Origin of the sequence: Flavihumibacter petaseus NBRC 106054, from assembly GCF_000974785.1 — a bacterium.
GTDB lineage: Bacteria > Bacteroidota > Bacteroidia > Chitinophagales > Chitinophagaceae > Flavihumibacter > Flavihumibacter petaseus.
Genome location: NZ_BBWV01000002.1, coordinates 764,589 through 781,561, shown reverse-complemented (window position 1 = coordinate 781,561; position 16,973 = coordinate 764,589). Strand labels below are relative to the sequence as shown.

15 protein-coding genes are annotated in these 16,973 nt (G+C 51.4%); 8 read left to right on the top strand and 7 right to left on the bottom strand.

Features of this window, described 5'->3' with window-relative positions; translation table 11 throughout:
• The first annotated feature begins 2 nt into the window (after positions 1 to 2).
• The 4 genes from FPE01S_RS13235 to FPE01S_RS13220 all read left to right on the top strand — a co-directional run bounded on the left by FPE01S_RS13235 (position 3) and on the right by FPE01S_RS13220 (position 1,993).
• On the top strand, positions 3 to 656 hold the full coding sequence (locus tag FPE01S_RS13235) for an NAD-dependent epimerase/dehydratase family protein (RefSeq protein ID WP_046369425.1): 654 nt from the start codon (positions 3 to 5) through the stop codon (positions 654 to 656).
• Positions 657 to 673: 17 nt separating this feature from the next.
• Positions 674 to 1,009 (top strand): RDD family protein, encoded by a 336-nt coding sequence (locus FPE01S_RS13230; protein WP_052955764.1) that lies wholly within the window; start codon positions 674 to 676, stop codon positions 1,007 to 1,009.
• 129 nt (positions 1,010 to 1,138) lie between these two features.
• Complete coding sequence (locus tag FPE01S_RS13225) at positions 1,139 to 1,411, top strand: hypothetical protein (protein WP_046369423.1); 273 nt, start codon at positions 1,139 to 1,141, stop codon at positions 1,409 to 1,411.
• 87 nt (positions 1,412 to 1,498) lie between these two features.
• Complete coding sequence (locus FPE01S_RS13220) at positions 1,499 to 1,993, top strand: hypothetical protein (RefSeq protein WP_046369422.1); 495 nt, start codon at positions 1,499 to 1,501, stop codon at positions 1,991 to 1,993.
• Here the strand turns inward: FPE01S_RS13220 and FPE01S_RS13215 are convergent.
• The 3 genes from FPE01S_RS13215 to FPE01S_RS13205 are packed head-to-tail and all read right to left on the bottom strand — an operon-like array spanning position 1,990 to position 6,614.
• Entirely contained in the window at positions 1,990 to 3,117 is a 1,128-nt protein-coding gene (locus FPE01S_RS13215; protein WP_046369421.1) for a cysteine desulfurase family protein, read from the bottom strand. The two genes, FPE01S_RS13220 and FPE01S_RS13215, sit on opposite strands and share 4 nt — an antisense overlap.
• A gap of 56 nt (positions 3,118 to 3,173) precedes the next feature.
• On the bottom strand, positions 3,174 to 4,553 hold the full coding sequence (gene glmM / locus FPE01S_RS13210) for a phosphoglucosamine mutase (protein WP_046369420.1): 1,380 nt from the start codon (positions 4,551 to 4,553) through the stop codon (positions 3,174 to 3,176).
• Positions 4,554 to 4,610: 57 nt separating this feature from the next.
• Entirely contained in the window at positions 4,611 to 6,614 is a 2,004-nt protein-coding gene (locus FPE01S_RS13205) for an LTA synthase family protein (RefSeq protein WP_046369419.1), read from the bottom strand.
• A 48-nt stretch (positions 6,615 to 6,662) separates the two neighbouring features.
• On the opposite strand from FPE01S_RS13205, the gene FPE01S_RS13200 reads away from it, so the two are divergent.
• Together FPE01S_RS13200 and FPE01S_RS13195 are read left to right on the top strand one after the other, a co-directional pair.
• Entirely contained in the window at positions 6,663 to 7,238 is a 576-nt protein-coding gene (locus FPE01S_RS13200; protein ID WP_046369418.1) for a phosphatase PAP2 family protein, read from the top strand.
• Positions 7,238 to 8,539 carry a hemolysin family protein gene (locus FPE01S_RS13195; protein ID WP_046369417.1) on the top strand — a complete coding sequence of 434 codons (1,302 nt, stop codon included), beginning with the start codon at positions 7,238 to 7,240 and terminating at the stop codon, positions 8,537 to 8,539. Before FPE01S_RS13200 ends, FPE01S_RS13195 begins: the two co-directional genes overlap by 1 nt.
• Before the next feature lie 230 nt (positions 8,540 to 8,769).
• Here FPE01S_RS13195 and FPE01S_RS13190 read toward each other — a convergent pair whose 3' ends face one another.
• Entirely contained in the window at positions 8,770 to 9,258 is a 489-nt protein-coding gene (locus tag FPE01S_RS13190; protein ID WP_046369416.1) for a DUF6702 family protein, read from the bottom strand.
• 58 nt (positions 9,259 to 9,316) lie between these two features.
• Here FPE01S_RS13190 and FPE01S_RS13185 point away from each other — a divergent pair, with 58 nt between their 5' ends.
• On the top strand, positions 9,317 to 10,027 hold the full coding sequence (locus FPE01S_RS13185) for a HupE/UreJ family protein (RefSeq protein ID WP_072053992.1): 711 nt from the start codon (positions 9,317 to 9,319) through the stop codon (positions 10,025 to 10,027).
• Positions 9,927 to 12,311 carry a M1 family metallopeptidase gene (locus tag FPE01S_RS13180; RefSeq protein ID WP_046369415.1) on the top strand — a complete coding sequence of 795 codons (2,385 nt, stop codon included), beginning with the start codon at positions 9,927 to 9,929 and terminating at the stop codon, positions 12,309 to 12,311. Before FPE01S_RS13185 ends, FPE01S_RS13180 begins: the two co-directional genes overlap by 101 nt.
• A gap of 676 nt (positions 12,312 to 12,987) precedes the next feature.
• Here FPE01S_RS13180 and FPE01S_RS13170 read toward each other — a convergent pair.
• From FPE01S_RS13170 to FPE01S_RS13160, 3 genes are read right to left on the bottom strand one after another with little or no spacing between them, the layout of a single operon-like run.
• Complete coding sequence (locus tag FPE01S_RS13170) at positions 12,988 to 14,154, bottom strand: glycoside hydrolase family protein (RefSeq protein WP_157474018.1); 1,167 nt, start codon at positions 14,152 to 14,154, stop codon at positions 12,988 to 12,990.
• Positions 14,155 to 14,186: 32 nt separating this feature from the next.
• Entirely contained in the window at positions 14,187 to 15,428 is a 1,242-nt protein-coding gene (locus FPE01S_RS13165) for a DUF2264 domain-containing protein (RefSeq protein ID WP_046369412.1), read from the bottom strand.
• Positions 15,429 to 15,442: 14 nt separating this feature from the next.
• Positions 15,443 to 16,900 (bottom strand): sulfatase family protein, encoded by a 1,458-nt coding sequence (locus FPE01S_RS13160; protein ID WP_046369411.1) that lies wholly within the window; start codon positions 16,898 to 16,900, stop codon positions 15,443 to 15,445.
• Between the last annotated feature and the right edge of the window lie 73 nt (positions 16,901 to 16,973).

The window sequence follows — 16,973 nt, the reverse complement described above, 5'->3', positions numbered from 1 at the left end:
ATATGAAAGTTATCATTACCGGCACCACGGGAATGGTGGGTGAAGGTGTCCTGCTGGTTTGCCTTGAACACCCGGCTGTAACCGATGTGCTCGTCATCAACCGGCGTCCGCTGAACCGCCAGCATCCCAGGCTCAAAGAACTGTTGCTGGCAGATTTCACCCGGCTGGAATCCGTCAGCGAACAGGTTAAGGGTTATGATGCCTGTTTCTTTTGCGCCGGGGTCAGTTCGGTAGGGATGGATGAAGCAAAATATCACGCGCTGACCTATGACCTGACGCTGACCTTTGCGGGGAAGCTGGCATCACTCCAGCCGGAAATGGTGTTCACCTATGTTTCCGGAAAACATACCGACAGCAGTGAAAAGGGACGCACCATGTGGGCCCGGGTCAAGGGTAAAACCGAAAATGCCCTCCAGCGGTTGCCGTTTAAAGCAACGTACAATTTCAGGCCGGGACTAATGAAGCCGGTACCCGGACAACAAAATGTCAAATCCGTTTTCCGGGTCTTCCTGACGCTATATCCCCTGTTTGCCCTGATCAGTCCGGGTTTTACCTGCACACTGCAGGAAGTGGGATTGGCCATGATCCATGCCGTCTCCAAAGGATATCACAGCCCGATCCTGGAAGTTCCGGACATTAAGGAACTTGCCCGGTAACAATCCGCCGATTCCACTTGCATAACTGGAATACAGAAAGTATTTTGCTGGAGCGGTACGAGAATACCCCTGACTGGATCAGGATCGCGCTGTTTTTCGGCTTATGGGCAGTATACGAGCCCCTCTGTACCAGTCTGGGCTGTACCGCCGGCAATTACCTGAAAGGGATACGGGTACGCGATGTCAATCATCCCGAAAAAAGGATCAATTTCCTGCAGGCATTCATCCGGTACGTCATCAAGCTTTCGCTGGGCTGGATCTCCTTTCTCACCATGTATACCAATCACCAGCGGCGTGCCATTCATGACCTGGTAGCGGGAAGCGTTATGATCCGGTATGAAAAAGCGGACTGATCTGTTTTGTCGACATAAGCACCCGGTTGGTCGCAATGCTTGAGCATGTGTCATAAAGACACTATATTCAGGCTCCCTAAGCCGACAAACCCCGATGACCAGACATACCAACATTGCGCTGATACTGACATGGCTGTAGTACTGCATATCACCGTAACTGCTTTTGTCAATGGATTCAATCCCTTCCTGGGCATCGTGTTCCTGGTTATTCCCTTGTTGGTGCTGGGTGCCTATTATTTTTTTGTACTGGCCAATATAAGAAGGTTTCAAACGCGTTTGATCCTCCTCGTTATACTGGCATTGGGCATCTCTTTCTCCTATTATTACACCAACTACCGGATGCAGCGCAACACAGGGGAACCGGGTGCACCACGCCATTATATCGACACCTCGGGAGCCTGATCGTTAAGGGATGTCTAAATGCAGGCAATGCGCTTGCAAGTGTTCGGCCTGTATGTTATTTTACCGTTACAAGTTAAACCTCATTGTATGAAATTTTCCAAACTCCGCAGCACTACGCTGTTGTTGTTCGCCTCACTCACAGTAATCACCACCACTTCCTGCAGCAGCGCTAAAAAATCAACCTCAGGCACTACGCCAAAACCCGGCAAATACACGATTTCAGGGAATGCTTTTGTGTACGATTCACTATCGACGGATACTACCTACGGCTATTCGAAAGAAAATCCGATTAAAGTCGGCAGTAAAACATCGGGCGAAGGCCCATCGAATGAAAGACGTTACCTGAATGCCCTGTTGGGTCCCCACGGCGAGCAGATCAGTTATGAGCGCAGGGGAAGCTGCTGCCATTTCAAATCCAAATACGGCATGAAACTGGGCAATGAAACGGTCGGCACCGGGTTGCTTGACATTTACGTGATCACCTGGGCGGGCCAGGATCAACCGGTGATCCTCTACCTCAACATGTATGATCCGGGTGAATTGCTTGTTCCGGTAGGCTTCACGGTAAGGAACGACCTCTAAAGCATTCCGTTCAGTTTCTCCACTACAGCATCGATCTCTTCTTTTGTATTCTGGCGGCAGAAGGAAAACCGCACGGCTACCTGGTTGGGATTGCTGTTGACTTCCCGGATCACATGCGAGCCGAGGTCGGCACCACTGGTACAGGCGCTGCCACCGCTGGCGCAGATCCCGTTGATGTCCATATTGAACAGGATCATTTCAGACTTTTCGGATTTCGGGAATGAAACGTTCAGTACCGTATACAGGGAGCGACCGAATGCATCACCATTGAATTCGACATGGCCGACCTTCTCTTTCAGCTGATCCGCCATGTATTGTTTCAGCTCCCTGATGTAAGCAGCATCTTCAGCGTGACTGGCCATGGCCAGTTCCAGTGCTTTGGCGAAGCCCACGATCCCATACAGGTTTTCCGTACCCGCGCGCATATTCCTTTCCTGGGCACCACCGTGCAGCAACGGCTGGATCTGTACATTTTCATTCACGTACAGGATGCCCACCCCCTTGGGACCATGAAATTTATGTCCCGCACCGGTAATGAAATGCACCGGTGTATTCCGGAGGTCAAACGGGTAATGCCCCACGGTCTGTACCGTATCGGAATGGAAAATGGCATTATATTTTTTGCAGATATTTCCGACTGCATGCAGATCGAGCAGGTTGCCGATCTCGTTGTTCGCATGCATCAGGCTTACCAATGTTCGATCCTTGCTGGCCGCCAGCAGGCGTTCCAGGTCTTCCAGGTCGATATGGCCATCCGGCAGCAGTTTTACCCAGCTGAGCGCTACTCCTTCCCGGCGATGGTAGTACTCCACGGTATGGGATGTAGCGTGGTGTTCAATCGGCGAACTGATGATGTGCCGGCAACCCAGGTTGTGCAGGGCGGCCGCAATGGCCGTATTGCTGCTTTCGGTACCGCCTGAAGTAAAAAAGATCTCCGCAGGATGGGCGTTCAGGATCTTCGCCACCGATTTCCGCGCATTCTCTATAGCGAGACGGCTCTCCCGGCCATAGGAATAGATAGACGAAGGATTTCCGAATTTTTCAGTCAGGTAGGGCATCATCGCCTCCAGTACCCGGGGGTCAAGAGCCGTCGTGGCGGCATTGTCAAAATAAATCCTGTTCACAGCTGTTATTTTGGAACCGCCGCAAATTTCAGAAAATTATCCGACACCGGTAACTTTTACATGAACTCCTTGATATCCTGCATCAGGCGGAGGGCGATATTGTTCGCCGTGGTTTCAAAATTGCTCTCGGCATAGATCCGGATGATCGGCTCCGTATTGGAGGTCCGCAGGTGCACCCAGTCGTTGTCGAATTCGATCTTCAGGCCATCTTCCGTATTCACGGGATGTTTCTTGTATTTCGTCTGGATCTTTTCGAAGATCTCTTTTACATCGATGCTCTTTTCCAGCTCGATCTTATTCTTGGAAATGAAATAATCGGGATAACGGGAACGGAAACTCTTGATCCCGTTCTTGTGCCTGGCCAGCGCGCTGAGGAAAAGCCCGATACCGATCAGGGCATCACGACCATAATGCAGATCAGGCACGATAATTCCGCCATTGCCTTCACCTCCGATCACAGCGTTGGACTCCTTCATCTTCTTCACCACATTCACTTCACCGACGGCAGAAGGGAAATACTCACCGCCATGTTTCAGCGTGATTTCTTTGAGTGCCTTGGTGGAAGACATATTGGATACGGTGTTCCCGGGACGATGCTGCAGCACATAATCTGCAACTGCCACCAGGGTGAATTCTTCACCAAACATGCTGCCGTCTTCATTTACAAAACACAAACGATCCACATCCGGGTCAACAGCAATCCCCAGTGAAGCACCGCTTTTTTTCACCTCTGCACTGAGCCCGACAAGGTTCTCCGGCAATGGCTCGGGATTGTGGGCAAATCTTCCGTTCACCTCCCCGTTCAATACACTGACTTCCTCCACACCGAGTGCCTTCAGCAAAGCAGGCACGGCGATGGCGCCGGTAGAATTCACGGCATCCACCACAATTTTCAGGTTTTTCGCCCTGATCGCAGCAGCATCCACCAGCGGATGATTCACCACTGCATCGATATGTTTGCCAAGATAGCTATCGTTCAAAGTATAGGTACCGAGTTTATCCACCGGCACAAATGCGAAAGCATCACGCGATGCAAGATCCAGCACCTGGGCTCCTGCTTCCGCAGAAATAAATTCACCGGCACTGTTCAGCAGTTTCAATGCGTTCCATTCTTTGGGATTATGACTCGCTGTCAGGATAATACCGCCATCTGCTTTTTCCCAAACCACCGCCATTTCTACCGTTGGGGTGGTGGACAAGCCAAGGTCAACCACTTTGATCCCGAGACCGATCAGTGTCTGGGCTACCAGGTGATTCACCATTTCGCCGGAAATGCGGCCGTCCCTTCCGATCACTACTGTTGCCGCCTTGTTGGAGGCCGTCAGCATGGTGCCGTAAGCTGCTGCAAAACGAACGATGTCAATGGGAGTCAAGTTTTCACCAGGTGTTCCGCCGATGGTTCCACGAATGCCGGATATGCTTTTGATCAATGCCACAGTCTCAAGAGGTTTATAGCGTCAAAAATAAGAGATTCCCCGGAGTGAAGTAAGGGATTATTCTTTTTTCTTATTGTTCAATAAGAGGTACCTGGCCGTTTCGTAATAAGCCTTTGACCACCAGTCGTATGGTTCAAACGATTGCGTTGTTTTGGGATCAGGTTGTGCAAAATCTGCCCAGGCCATTACGGGTTTCCCACCCTGGATCGGCCGGGTGAAGTACCAGTTGTTGAAGATCATCCCCAGCCGCTTATTGTTATACTCCAAAATGAAGGCACGGTTGCTGCTGCCGGAATCCGCCGCATGCCGCGCCATCAGGTCGCGGCCCAGGGCGCTGTTGCGATAGGGTATATTGGCGATACCGGCAATAGTAGGCAGTACGTCCACCTGTGACGCCACATCATGCAGCCGCGCCACCGGGATTTTTCCCGGTGCATAAAACAACAACGGTACATGATTCGCCGTGAGCCCGTTTTCCGTCCATGCCGGCGGAAATAATGGTCCCCCGTTGCCGGCAATACCATGGTCGCCGATGAAAACAAATAAGGTGTTGTTGAAATATGGAGAGGCCTTTGCTTTCTCCATAAAAGTTTTGAAACAGTAGTCCGTATACCGGAAGGCATTCAGTTCATCGTTGTTCTCAAAACCATAACGGTTCAGGGTGTCTTTGGGAAAGTTCACGAGTCCTACTGCTGCCCTGTCTTCTTCCGGGATGGTGTAAGGCCGGTGGTTGTCTGCCGTCTGGATAATTGCAAAAAAGGGTTTCTGTTCCTTGCTGAGAATTTTATCCGCCTGCAGGAAAAGATTTTTGTCACTGATACCCCATACGTCCACCCGCGGCACATCGTAATCCCCCTCTTCATACAAATGCAGGTTGTGGATATTGTTGGTCAGGATCCCCCGGATATTTGCCCAGCTCGTGCTGCCGCCCAGGAAATAATAGCGCTCATGATCCTTGAACTCATTCAGGATCGTAGCCTGGTCCACCATCAACGGATTACGGCTCGCGGTCTTCACCAGTTCCACATCCGGTATGCCCGTCACTGTCGCCCAAACGCCCTTCGCGGTGCCGATCAGCGGCGTAAAGCAATTGTCGAAGAATAATCCTTCCTTACACATGCCCGCGAAATAGGGTGTCGTGTTCAGGGGACTGCCCCACATGGAACTTTTATAGGCACTGAAACTTTCACAGATGACGAGTACCACATTCGGCGTGGTGGCACCCTGCCAGTTGGCTATGGTATCCGGCAATACGTTCCGCCGGAAATTCAGGGTGGCCGGATCCGGATGTTCCACCCCGAGATAGGCTGCCATTTCCGGGTATACGTCCGCCATTTTTTTCGCATCGTAACCGGAGCCGCGGAATTTGAAAGAACTGGCAAAAGACTGGATGGGATTCAAGGCAATATTGGCGTTGAAATCACTGCCGAGGTTGAAGGCATCGCTCCACCGCAGCGGGTATTGTCCCACCCTGCCGAACAAGGCCACGGCCAGTACAAGAAACCCGCCGATATACCCGATCACCCGCACAGGACGGTTATACCGGTAGTCACTTTTTTTGATGCTGCGGTAAAAATACCGGATCATCCAAACGATTCCCCAGGTGAGTACAATAACAGCCAGGAGTATGCGAATCACCGGGTAGGTTTGCCATACCATCTTTGCTGAAATGGCGGCATCCTGCAGAAAGCTGAGTGCGCTGGCATTCAACCGCTGGTTGAGGTACCGGAAATGCAGGAAATCGACGGCATAAAAAACCACCAGCGCGAGGGCGATGATGCTGTAAAACCAGGTCCAGCCCTTCAGGGCCCGGGGATTCCGGAAAGGATCCGCTACGGGTAGCGCTGTGATCAGCGCCGTGACCAGTGCGATGGCGCCGACGATCCTGGCATCATAACGGAAACCGAGCCAGAAAGCCCTTCCCGTTCCGGGTGCGCCGCCACTACCGGTAACCGGCAACCGAAAGGTGAGCCAGGTGCCCAGGCGGGCAGCGCTCATCAGTACCAAAAGCAACAAACTGATCAGGAAAACCCATCGAATTGTCCGGGGAATTTTAGCCATAACGGCAAAAGTCGGGATTATTTATATTTTTGCCACATCGCGAAGCGCATGGACTTAATAGACAGGATTATCAGCATTGACAAAAATCTGGCGGTTACCATTAACCGCGACTGGAGTAATCCTGTACTGGATACCATCTTCCAGCATATACGGGAAACCTATTTCTGGCTGCCCATGTACCTCTTTTTCCTGGTGCTGGCGCCGCTGAATTTCGGCAAAAGAGGCTGGATCTGGATCGTGGGTGCCATCGTCTGCCTGTCGCTCACCGACCAGGTGAGCAGCAACCTGATCAAAAACAACATCATGCGGCTCCGCCCCTGCCGCGACCCGGAAATTGCCGACCAGATCCGGATCTTCATCCGCTACTGCCCCGGCAGCAGCAGTTTCACCTCTTCCCATGCCACGAACCATTTTGGTTTTGCCACTTTCACCTACCTTACCATAGGACAATGGCTGAAGCCCTGGTCTAAGATTTTATTTGTACTGGCAGGCCTGGTCAGTTTTGCCCAGGTTTATGTAGGCGTGCATTACCCTATTGATATCACTGCCGGAGCCCTCCTGGGAATTGGTCTCGGATACGGAATGAGTATTATCTTCAACAAAAATTTCGGCCCTTTACAATAATGACGGAAATTCTTATAATACTGGGACTCATACTGTTAAACGGTGTGTTTTCCATGGCAGAGATCGCATTGGTCTCGGCCCGCAAAGCCCGCCTGGAAGCCCAGGCCTCCCGGGGTGATGCGAGAGCCCGCGAAGCGCTGAACCTGGCCAGCCATCCCGACACTTTCCTGAGCACCGTGCAGATCGGCATTACCCTGATCGGGATCCTGACCGGTATTTATTCCGGCGAGGCACTTACCGAGAATGTTTCCGCATTTTTCAACCAGATCCCGTTGCTGGCCAAATATTCCAAAGGCATCGGCACCGGCGTAGTGGTAGTATTCATCACCTATCTCAGCCTCGTGCTGGGAGAACTGCTGCCCAAAAGGCTTGGCCTCAGCAAACCGGAAGTGATTGCCAAACTGGTAGCCGGACCGATGAACCTGCTCAGCAAGGTCACGTATCCCTTTATCTGGCTGCTGGGCATTTCCACCAACCTGCTCGCAAAAGTGTTCAACATCCGCAAAAACGATACGCAGGTAACAGAAGAAGAAATCAAAGCCATCATCAGCGAAGGCACCGAACAGGGCACGATCGAGGAAGCCGAGCAGGAGATCATCGAACGGGTGTTTCACCTCGGCGACCGGAGCATCTCTTCCCTGATGACGCACCGGAGTGACATCATCTGGTTCGACATCAACGACAATGAAGTCAGCATCAAGGAGAAAATCGTGATGGAACCGCATTCCATCTATCCCATCTGCGACGGCGATATCGACAATATCAAAGGCGTTGTTTCCATCAAGGACCTCTACATTACCAACGACCTCACCCTGTTTAAGCATATCATGAAGCCGGCGATGTTTGTGCCGGAAAACAATACCGCCTACCGGGTACTGGAGCGCTTCAAGGAAGGACAGCTCCACTCCTGCTTTATCGTTGACGAATACGGCTCGGTTCAGGGCATGATCACCCTCAACGATATCCTGGAAGCTATCGTCGGCGACCTGCCTCAGCCTGATCTCGAAGATTATGCCATCAACAAACGTGATGATGGTACTTACCTTGTCGACGGACAGATCCCCTTTTACGACTTCCTCAGCCGCTTCGGCATGACCGACTGGATGAACGAGGGCGAACAGGAATTCAATACCCTCGCGGGCTTTATCCTGCACAAACTCGAAAGAATCCCTATGACCGGCGACACCCTCGAATGGAAAGGCTTCCGCTTCGAGATCATCGATATGGACAGTTTGAGGATTGACAAGATCTTAGTGGCGATATCGGATGATATCAGGGAGAAGATGGATGAGGAGGACTGAGTTGTCTAGTTGTTTGGAAGTTTAGTTGTTTAGAAGTTGGTCCTCATTGAAATTAGTTGAGTAAGGGTTAATCGTTCGTAATTCAGGGCGCAGGATTACTGTTATCTTCAATCGTTCGGCAGCTGTTTTACAGCATAGTTCAGCAAATAAACAAACAGCAACCTGTTCAGCGACATAGAACTACTAAACTACCATACATCTAAACTTATAAACAGAAAGAACCCCGTCTGTTACCAGCTAAACGCCGCATTCTGCTCCGGGTAGCCCACCTTCGTACTTTTTCGTTCACCGTTCACCGTTACGTGCATGATGTTGATCTGTTTGTCGAAAGCGTCGTAGAGCAGTGAATTGGCGATCTCGAGTTTTTGGACGTTGGGGACGTTGGTCACCTGTACATAACACCAGGCGGCTTCTTTTTCTTTTTCGTAACCGACAAATTCAAGGGTCACCGGCTGGCCATTCACTTTTATTTTGAAATGCTGCTGCAGGTAATGAAAAACTAGCTCATTGGCCTTGGCCTGGTCTTTCGGTGCACTGAGGTCCACCGCGGTTTCACGGCCTGCTGACAAAGCCTTTTCGAAGTCATCAATAAAAAGTTTAATACTTACTTCCAGGGTTTTGTCCTTTGCATTGTGCTGCACCTCGGAAACACTCACAAAAAAGGGATGCACAACGGAAACCATTGCTACTGTCAACCATTTAAATAATCCAGTGACCATTGACCAAATATTTTTTTCCAGCCCAAAACTCTGTTTTATTTTGACAGCTTCATAAAGTATGCAAGATTTTAACCTTTACTTCCGCCTCGGGATGGAGCATATCCTCACCTGGGACGCACTGGATCACATATTATTCGTAACCGCACTATGTTTACGGTACGGATGGAAGGACTGGAAAAAAGTTGCGATCCTGGTGACTGCCTTCACCATCGGACACAGCATCACCCTCGTGCTCAGTGTCAGCGGAAATCTCTTTGTTCCGGTAAAATGGATAGAATTCCTGATACCTTTAACAATTGCCGGCACTGCCGTCAACAATATTTTCCATAAAGAAGGCAAAAACGCCCCCCGCCTGCCGCTCATTTACTTCTTCGCCCTGTTCTTCGGCATGATCCATGGACTCGCCTATGCCAATCTCCTGCTCGACCTGGAAGGCAAAGAGGGACTGACCCTGCACTTGCTGGCATTTAACCTTGGCATCGAAGTAGCCCAATTGCTGGTAGTGGCGGTGGTTTTGGTGCTATCCTTTATATTCGTGGACCTTTTGAAGGTTCCGGGGCGCTGGTGGGTAAGCATTTTATCTTCCCTGATTCTGCTGTTTTCCCTTAAATGGGCAGTGGAACGGTTCCCCCAAAAAGATGTATCCCTTTCATCAACAGCATATACAAATGAGAAAACTCCTCTTTGCATGTCTGGGGCTCTTTGCCGGAACGGCTTACTCCCAGGACATCAAGAACAATCCCGGTTCGAATCACGGGAACAAGTTTGAACAGCTGGGAACAATCCTCCCAACGCCCAATGAGTACCGTACCGCCAGTGGTGCTCCCGGACCGAAATACTGGCAACAGCGCGCGGACTATGACATCAAGTGCGAACTTGATGAAGAAAAACTGCGCCTGACCGGTTCTGAAACCGTTACCTACTTCAACAACAGCCCGGATGTATTGACCTACCTCTGGTTGCAGCTGGACGAAAACGAACACAGCAGCGAAAAGAACGCCAACTACCAGGACGCGTCCAGCATCGGCAAACAGACCGTTGACATTCAGATGGACCGTTACGAAGAAAAGAAAAACGATTTCGGTGTCAACATCGTCAAACTGACCGACGCGCTCGGTAAAGAACTGAAATACACCGTCAACAAAACCATGATGCGCGTAGAGCTTCCTGCGGCACTGAAACCCGGACAAAAATTCGTGTTCAAGTGCGACTGGAACTACAAGATTTCCGATCGCATGAAAGAAGGCGGCCGTGGTGGTTATGAGTATTTCGCTGAAGATGGAAACTACCTCTTCACGATTGCCCAATGGTATCCCCGCCTTTGCGTATACAGCGATTTCCAGGGCTGGCAGAACCACCAGTTCACCGGCCGCGGAGAATTCGCCCTCACTTTCGGCAATTTCAAAGTTGCGATGACCGTTCCTTCCGATCACATGGTCGGTTCTACCGGCGAGTGTATCAACTATGCTGCTGTGCTTACGCCTACACAAATGAGCCGCTGGCAGAAAGCACAGACGGCAAAAGATGTAACCGAGATCGTTACACTCGACGAAGCGAAAAAAGCAGAGAAGACCAAGTCTAAAACCAAGAAGACCTGGATCTACAAAGCCGATAATGTGCGGGACTTCGCGTGGACTTCTTCCCGCCGCTTTATCTGGGATGCGATCCCTGCGAACGTGGAAGGCAAAAAAGTAATGTGCATGAGTTTCTATAGTAAAGAAGCTTATGGCCTGTACCGCCCCTACTCCTCCAAAGCAGTAGCGCATACCATCAAGACCTACAGCAAATTCTCTGTACCCTACCCCTACCCCGTTGCCCAGAGCATCGAGGCGGCTAACGGTATGGAATACCCGATGATCTGCTTCAACTATGGCCGTACTGCTCCCGATGGCACTTACAGCGAGGGCACCAAGTACGGTATGCTGGGTGTGATCATCCATGAAGTGGGTCACAACTTCTTCCCGATGATCGTGAACAGCGACGAACGCCAGTGGAGCTGGATGGACGAAGGCCTGAACACTTTCGTGGAGTACCTGACCGAAGAACTGTGGGACAATAAATTCCCCACCCGCCGCGGTCCTGCTGCCTATATCGCCGACTACATGAAGCTGCCGAAAGACCAGCTGGAGCCGATCATGACCAACAGCGAGAACATCATCCAGTTCGGTCCCAATGCCTACAGCAAGCCGGCAACCGGCCTGAACATCCTCCGCGAAACCATCATGGGCCGCGAACTGTTCGACTATGCTTTTAAAGAGTACAGCCGCCGCTGGGCATTCAAACATCCGCAACCGGCTGACCTGTTCCGCACCCTGGAAGATGCCAGCGGTGAAGACCTCGACTGGTTCTGGAGAGGCTGGTTCTACAGCACAGATGCTACGGACATCGCCATCGATACGGTTCGCTACCTTCGCCCGGAATTTGGTGAGCCCACCAACGGTAACCAGCCGGTGAACGGCATGAATAAGATCAAGCTGGCGAAGCCCCAGGTGAATACTTTTGAAGACATCAGCAAGATCCGCAACAAGGAAGACAAGAGCATCGTGTTCGCAACTGATGCCGACACTACCCTGCGCGATTTCTACTGGCGTTATGCCCGCGGTCTCGAGCCCATCGACACTGCCACTTACGAAGTTCCTGCTGTGACCAATACACAGAAGGCCGACGACGCGGTACAGGCGAAATTCAAAGACAAGCATATTTACGAACTGACCTTCAGCAACAAGGGCGGACTCGTGATGCCGATCATCGTTGAGTTCACCTATACGGACGGCACTACTGAAGTTGACCGCATTCCTGCCCAGATCTGGCGCAAGAACGAAGGCAAAGTGACCAAGGTATATGCGAAAGACAAGGAAGTGAAGAGCATCAAACTCGATCCCATGCGTGAAACTGCTGACATCAATGAAAGCAACAACACCTGGGGAACCATCGCCGAACCCAGCAAGTTCCAGCTCTACAAGCTGAAACAAAACACCCGCGGACAAAGCACCGGCATTACGCCCATGCAGAAAGCACAGGAGAAGAAGGGGGATGTGAAGAAAGCGTTTTAATGTTTAGGAGTTTAGTTGTTTAGAAGTTTAGAAGTTGGAACCCGAGAGGGTGAGTGAACTGATAAACGGAAACATAATGAAGAGTTGAGCCCCGGCGTTGCCGGGGCTCTTTTTTGTGCTTTGCCCTCCGGCTCTGACTGCCGCAGCTTTAGCGGAGGCGGTAGCTTTAGCGAAGGAGGGCCCACCAGCTTTGTCTGCCGGAGCGGAGCGCAGGCAGAAGCTTCAGCGAAGGTGGGTTTGGGGTTTGGAGTTTGGCTTTGCCCTCCGGCTCTGACTGCCGCAGCTTTAGCGGAGGCGGTAGCTTTAGCGAAAGTGGGCTTTGCCCTCCGAAGCTTTAGCGAAGGAGGGAGTTGCTTTTTTGAAAACGGCCAATTCATAAAATCGAGTGAAATGAGCCACCAGACTGCATTTCACCAATCTATGCGGTTGTATACGGTTATTGTGCGAATGCAGACCAGGTATACGTTACTCCTCCTGGAGCATTCCTGATCTGGTACAAATCGTATTGTAACCGGCTACCACACATACGACTATTAATCATAGCCTGGTGGCTCATTTCACTCAGTTTTACAAATTGCATTTTTTTGGAAAAGAGGATGCCTTCCACTCAACAACGGAAATCAATACTGTAGATGGGGCAAAAACAAAAGTGGAAATGGCAGTGAAATGTTCAGGCTTACTGAAGGGGAATCTGGACAATGAAGGTATTATTCCCGGGTCTTACTTTCTCCGGATCGCCTTTGCCGGGATCATCAACGGCCGCTGCTGCGAACAAGGCTTTTGGCCAGCCGGCCTCGTCCAGGTAAATGAAAGGCCTTTCCAGTCGGGCCAGGGGGATCATTTGACCGTTTTTACAACGAAGTTGACGGAGGCTTACCAGCGAATGATGTGCCGGCTGCCAGTCGCGCCCGTTGATGGAGGTGATCAGCACGAGCGCTCCAAATTGCGGAGCAAGCTTTCCCGCATTCGAATAATACTTCGCGACAGCATAAAATCTTTTTCGCCCGGCATCATACCAAAGGGTTGGGTCCTCGCAGGCCAGATCCGCTCCTGCCAGAACATTGCTGACCGTTGTAAAGGGGCCATCGGGCCGGTCAGCAACCGCCATCCAGAACGTCATATGTCCCACTTCCGGCATCCGCGATTTGTACAGCAGGTAATATTTTCCGTCAGGGCCTTGTGTGACAGCCGGATTGGTGGCCACTTCGTAAGTGCGCTGGTTATCGGGCGCCATGATATATGCGGGAGTATGATCAAACTGCCCGCTGATCAATCCATCCAGGGTTTTTGCCCTCACCACACCTATCTTCTGGGTACAATTGTATCGAAGCCATTGCAGCGATTGTGGAGTTACAGATTTTTTTACAGTGAATGCACTGTCAAATGCATTGGCGATGAAATAGAGGTAATATTCGCCATTGAATTTCCGGATCAGTGGGTTGTGATAGGTGAAGCGATCCCATCGGGTGGGATCACCAGTTCCTTTCAGAATCGTTTTCACATAATGATAGGGTCCGCCTGGTTTGTCTGCAATAGCGTAAGCGATCTCGGAATATTTGTTCCAGCCGGAGAACCCGTCAAAAATATAATTGAGGGTATCGTCTGCGGCGGTTCGTCTGCCGTGGGGCCATCGCGAATAGAACATATGGAACATTCCGTCCTCCCCTTCTATCACACTGGAACACCATTGATAGTAATCCGGCGATTGAAAAATATTGCTGCTATCCACCGCTCGGATCATTTTTCCCAGGTCAAGATTGTCCTGCGCCGGAAGCTGCCTGGCGGATATGGTACCCGCCAGTACCATCAGCGATCTCACGACAAGGAATAAACGACAATTCATCAGGCGGCAATTCATATTATCGTAACAGCTGCTCAATAATCGATTTTGTGATCCTTCTCTATCGCTTGTCCGCTGAAGGCTTTTTGGGAAGACCATGCAGCAGCCGGGGTCGTCCAGAAGGGATCACTGGCAGGCAGACCCAGGGGCAGGAATCCGACCGTTGCCAGGTATAGTGATCCGGTGCTGATATAGGGATCACCCAGTTCCGGCTGATGACCGGCAAGTCCGATCTGTAACCACCCGGCAGAAGAGAAAGTACCGGGTGCTTCAAACAATTTTTTCATCACGGCGGTCAGGGCGCAACGTACCTGTGCGGGAGTTGTAATTTCCGGCAACTGATGTTCAAGGGCCGTTTGCGCCAGTGCCTGGAACGCACCGGTACGGTAAGTAATCGAGCGGCCGGTAATGGGATAGGTACCCTCGGGTGAGATCATCTTTTCCTGCAGCACGGCATAACGCACCATCCGTTTACGGGCGAGGTCATAATCGGCAGTAGTGGTGAGAATCTTCTTTTCTGACAACACTTTCAATATATCAACCAGCATGGGCTGGATCACGAAGGAATTGTAATAGTCCATGGCGAATTTTTCGCCATCCGAATAGAGTCCGTCACCCACATACCACTCCTTCATTTTCCTGATGGCTATATCAATCCGGGCCGGGTCAAAGTTTTCACCGGTATTCAGCAGGAAGGCTTCGGTGATCCCCGCGAACAGCAGCCAGTTGCTGTAATAAGCGTTCCGGTTGCGGAGGGACTGGAATGCTGCGACATACCGTTTTTTGGTGAGGGAATCAAGTGGTTCCCACAGGGCAGCCGGTGCACGGAGAAATGCCTGCGCGAGGAAGGCGGCATCCACCAGCGGCTGCATTTCCGTTTCAAAATTCAGGTGATCCGGATGCTGCGGATTCACCAGGTTGGGCAATCCTTTCAACAGCGCTTCGCGAAGTTGTTGTCTTAATGCAGATTCCTTTGATGCATCATCAGGGAGAGCGAGCCACGGCGCAATTCCTGCCAGGGTTCTGCCAACAGCTTCACCATAGGTAACCGCTTTAAGGTTCAGGTAGTAACCCGGCGCTGTTTCGAGCGGCAGATCCTGGTGCAGCGTGCCGTTGCTGATGCTTTTTGCAATGGGCCATGCGATCCGGAAAAGCAGTTCCGACCAGTATTGGCGATCTTCCGCGCCCTTTACCGGTTGTTGCGCGAAGCAGTCACGGGCAGGAACATTCAGCAGCAATGCCATGGCGGCAGCGACAATCCATTTTCGGTTACTCATAGCGGCGAATAGTGTTATTGAAGTTGAGCGGCTGGTCGTATTTCGGTGCCCACGCTATTGGTGAGTCCATCGCCGAGGGCTTTGCGGTAGCGGTTGGCGATTTCCGAAAGCTGTTTGACAATCTCCGGGTATTGTGCCTGCACATCACGGTCTTCGCCAGGGTCTGTACTGAGATCATAGAGTGCCATTGGAATATCTGCCTGCGCATATTTGCCCGGGTAGCGGTCGCCGCCGATGGTGGCAGGCGGGCCGTAGGTCTGGGAGGTGGCAGGAAAAACCAACTTCCAGTTTTCTTTCCGGATGGCTTTCAGGTTATTGCGGTCGTAATAGTAAGCGAATTCGTCCCGGGGCACAGCACGCTGGTCGCCGAGCAGCACGGCTTTAAAATCTACGCCATCGATCTTTTGTTGCGGCAACTGTGCCTTGCAGATGTCTGCCAGCGTGGGCAGGAGATCCATATTGGTCAGCAGCCGGTTGCTTACGGTCCCGGCCTTTGTATGACCCGGCCAGCTGATGATGCATGGCACTTTCAGTCCGCCGTCCCAGGCTGTTCCCTTCCCTTCCCGCAATCCGCCGGTATTGCCGGCATGATTGCCGAACGTGAGCCATGGCCCGTTGTCGCTGGTAAAGATCACGATGGTGTTATCATAGACCTTATTTGCCTTCAGGACTTTGATCACTTCGCCGACGGACCAGTCCACCTCTTCCATTACATCACCGAACAAACCGGCTCCGCTTTTCCCCTTGAACTTCGCTGAAGCGCCCAGGGGAACATGCACCATGGAATGGGCGAAATAGAGGAAAAAGGGCTTTTTATGGTTGCTTTGAATGAACGATACCGCCCGCTGCGTATAGGCCGAAGTAAGACCGTCCTGGTCATCGAAGCCGTCAATGATCTTCACGGTTTCATTGCCGTCGATCAGGGGCAACGGCGGATACTTCGCTCGCCAGAAACTGGTGTCTTTCCAGCGTTCGCCGTTATAGTCGTAGGCCCACATATCATTGGAATACGGTAGTCCGAAAAACTCATCAAATCCATTCTGCAGGGGCAGGTAGGGCTGTTTGTGACCGAGGTGCCACTTGCCGACCATCCCTGTGGCATAACCGACGCTTTTCAGCATTTCGGGCAACGTGGTTTCATTGGGATTGAGGGCAAATTTAGCATTGTGGTCAAGCGCGCCGCTGATCCCGATCCGGGTGGGATAACAGCCCGTCAGCAGGGCACTCCGCGAAGCCGAGCAGACGGCCTGGGCGGCATAGAATTCTGTAAAGCGTACACCACTCGCAGCCAGCGCATCGATCTGTGGTGTCTGGTAGGGACCGCCGCCGTAACAGGTCGGGTCACCATAGCCCATGTCATCCATGTTGATGAGCACTATGTTGGGGCGGGAAGTTTTTACCTGTGCGCGGGAGGAAAATGTGCTGCCAAGAAAGTATAGTACTAATATGCAAAGCTTTCCGGGAAATCTCATAACAGGAATTTCAGGTTACTGCAATATACTATTGCAGGGGCTTACTGCATCTTGTTTGTAGTACTGTAGTTTC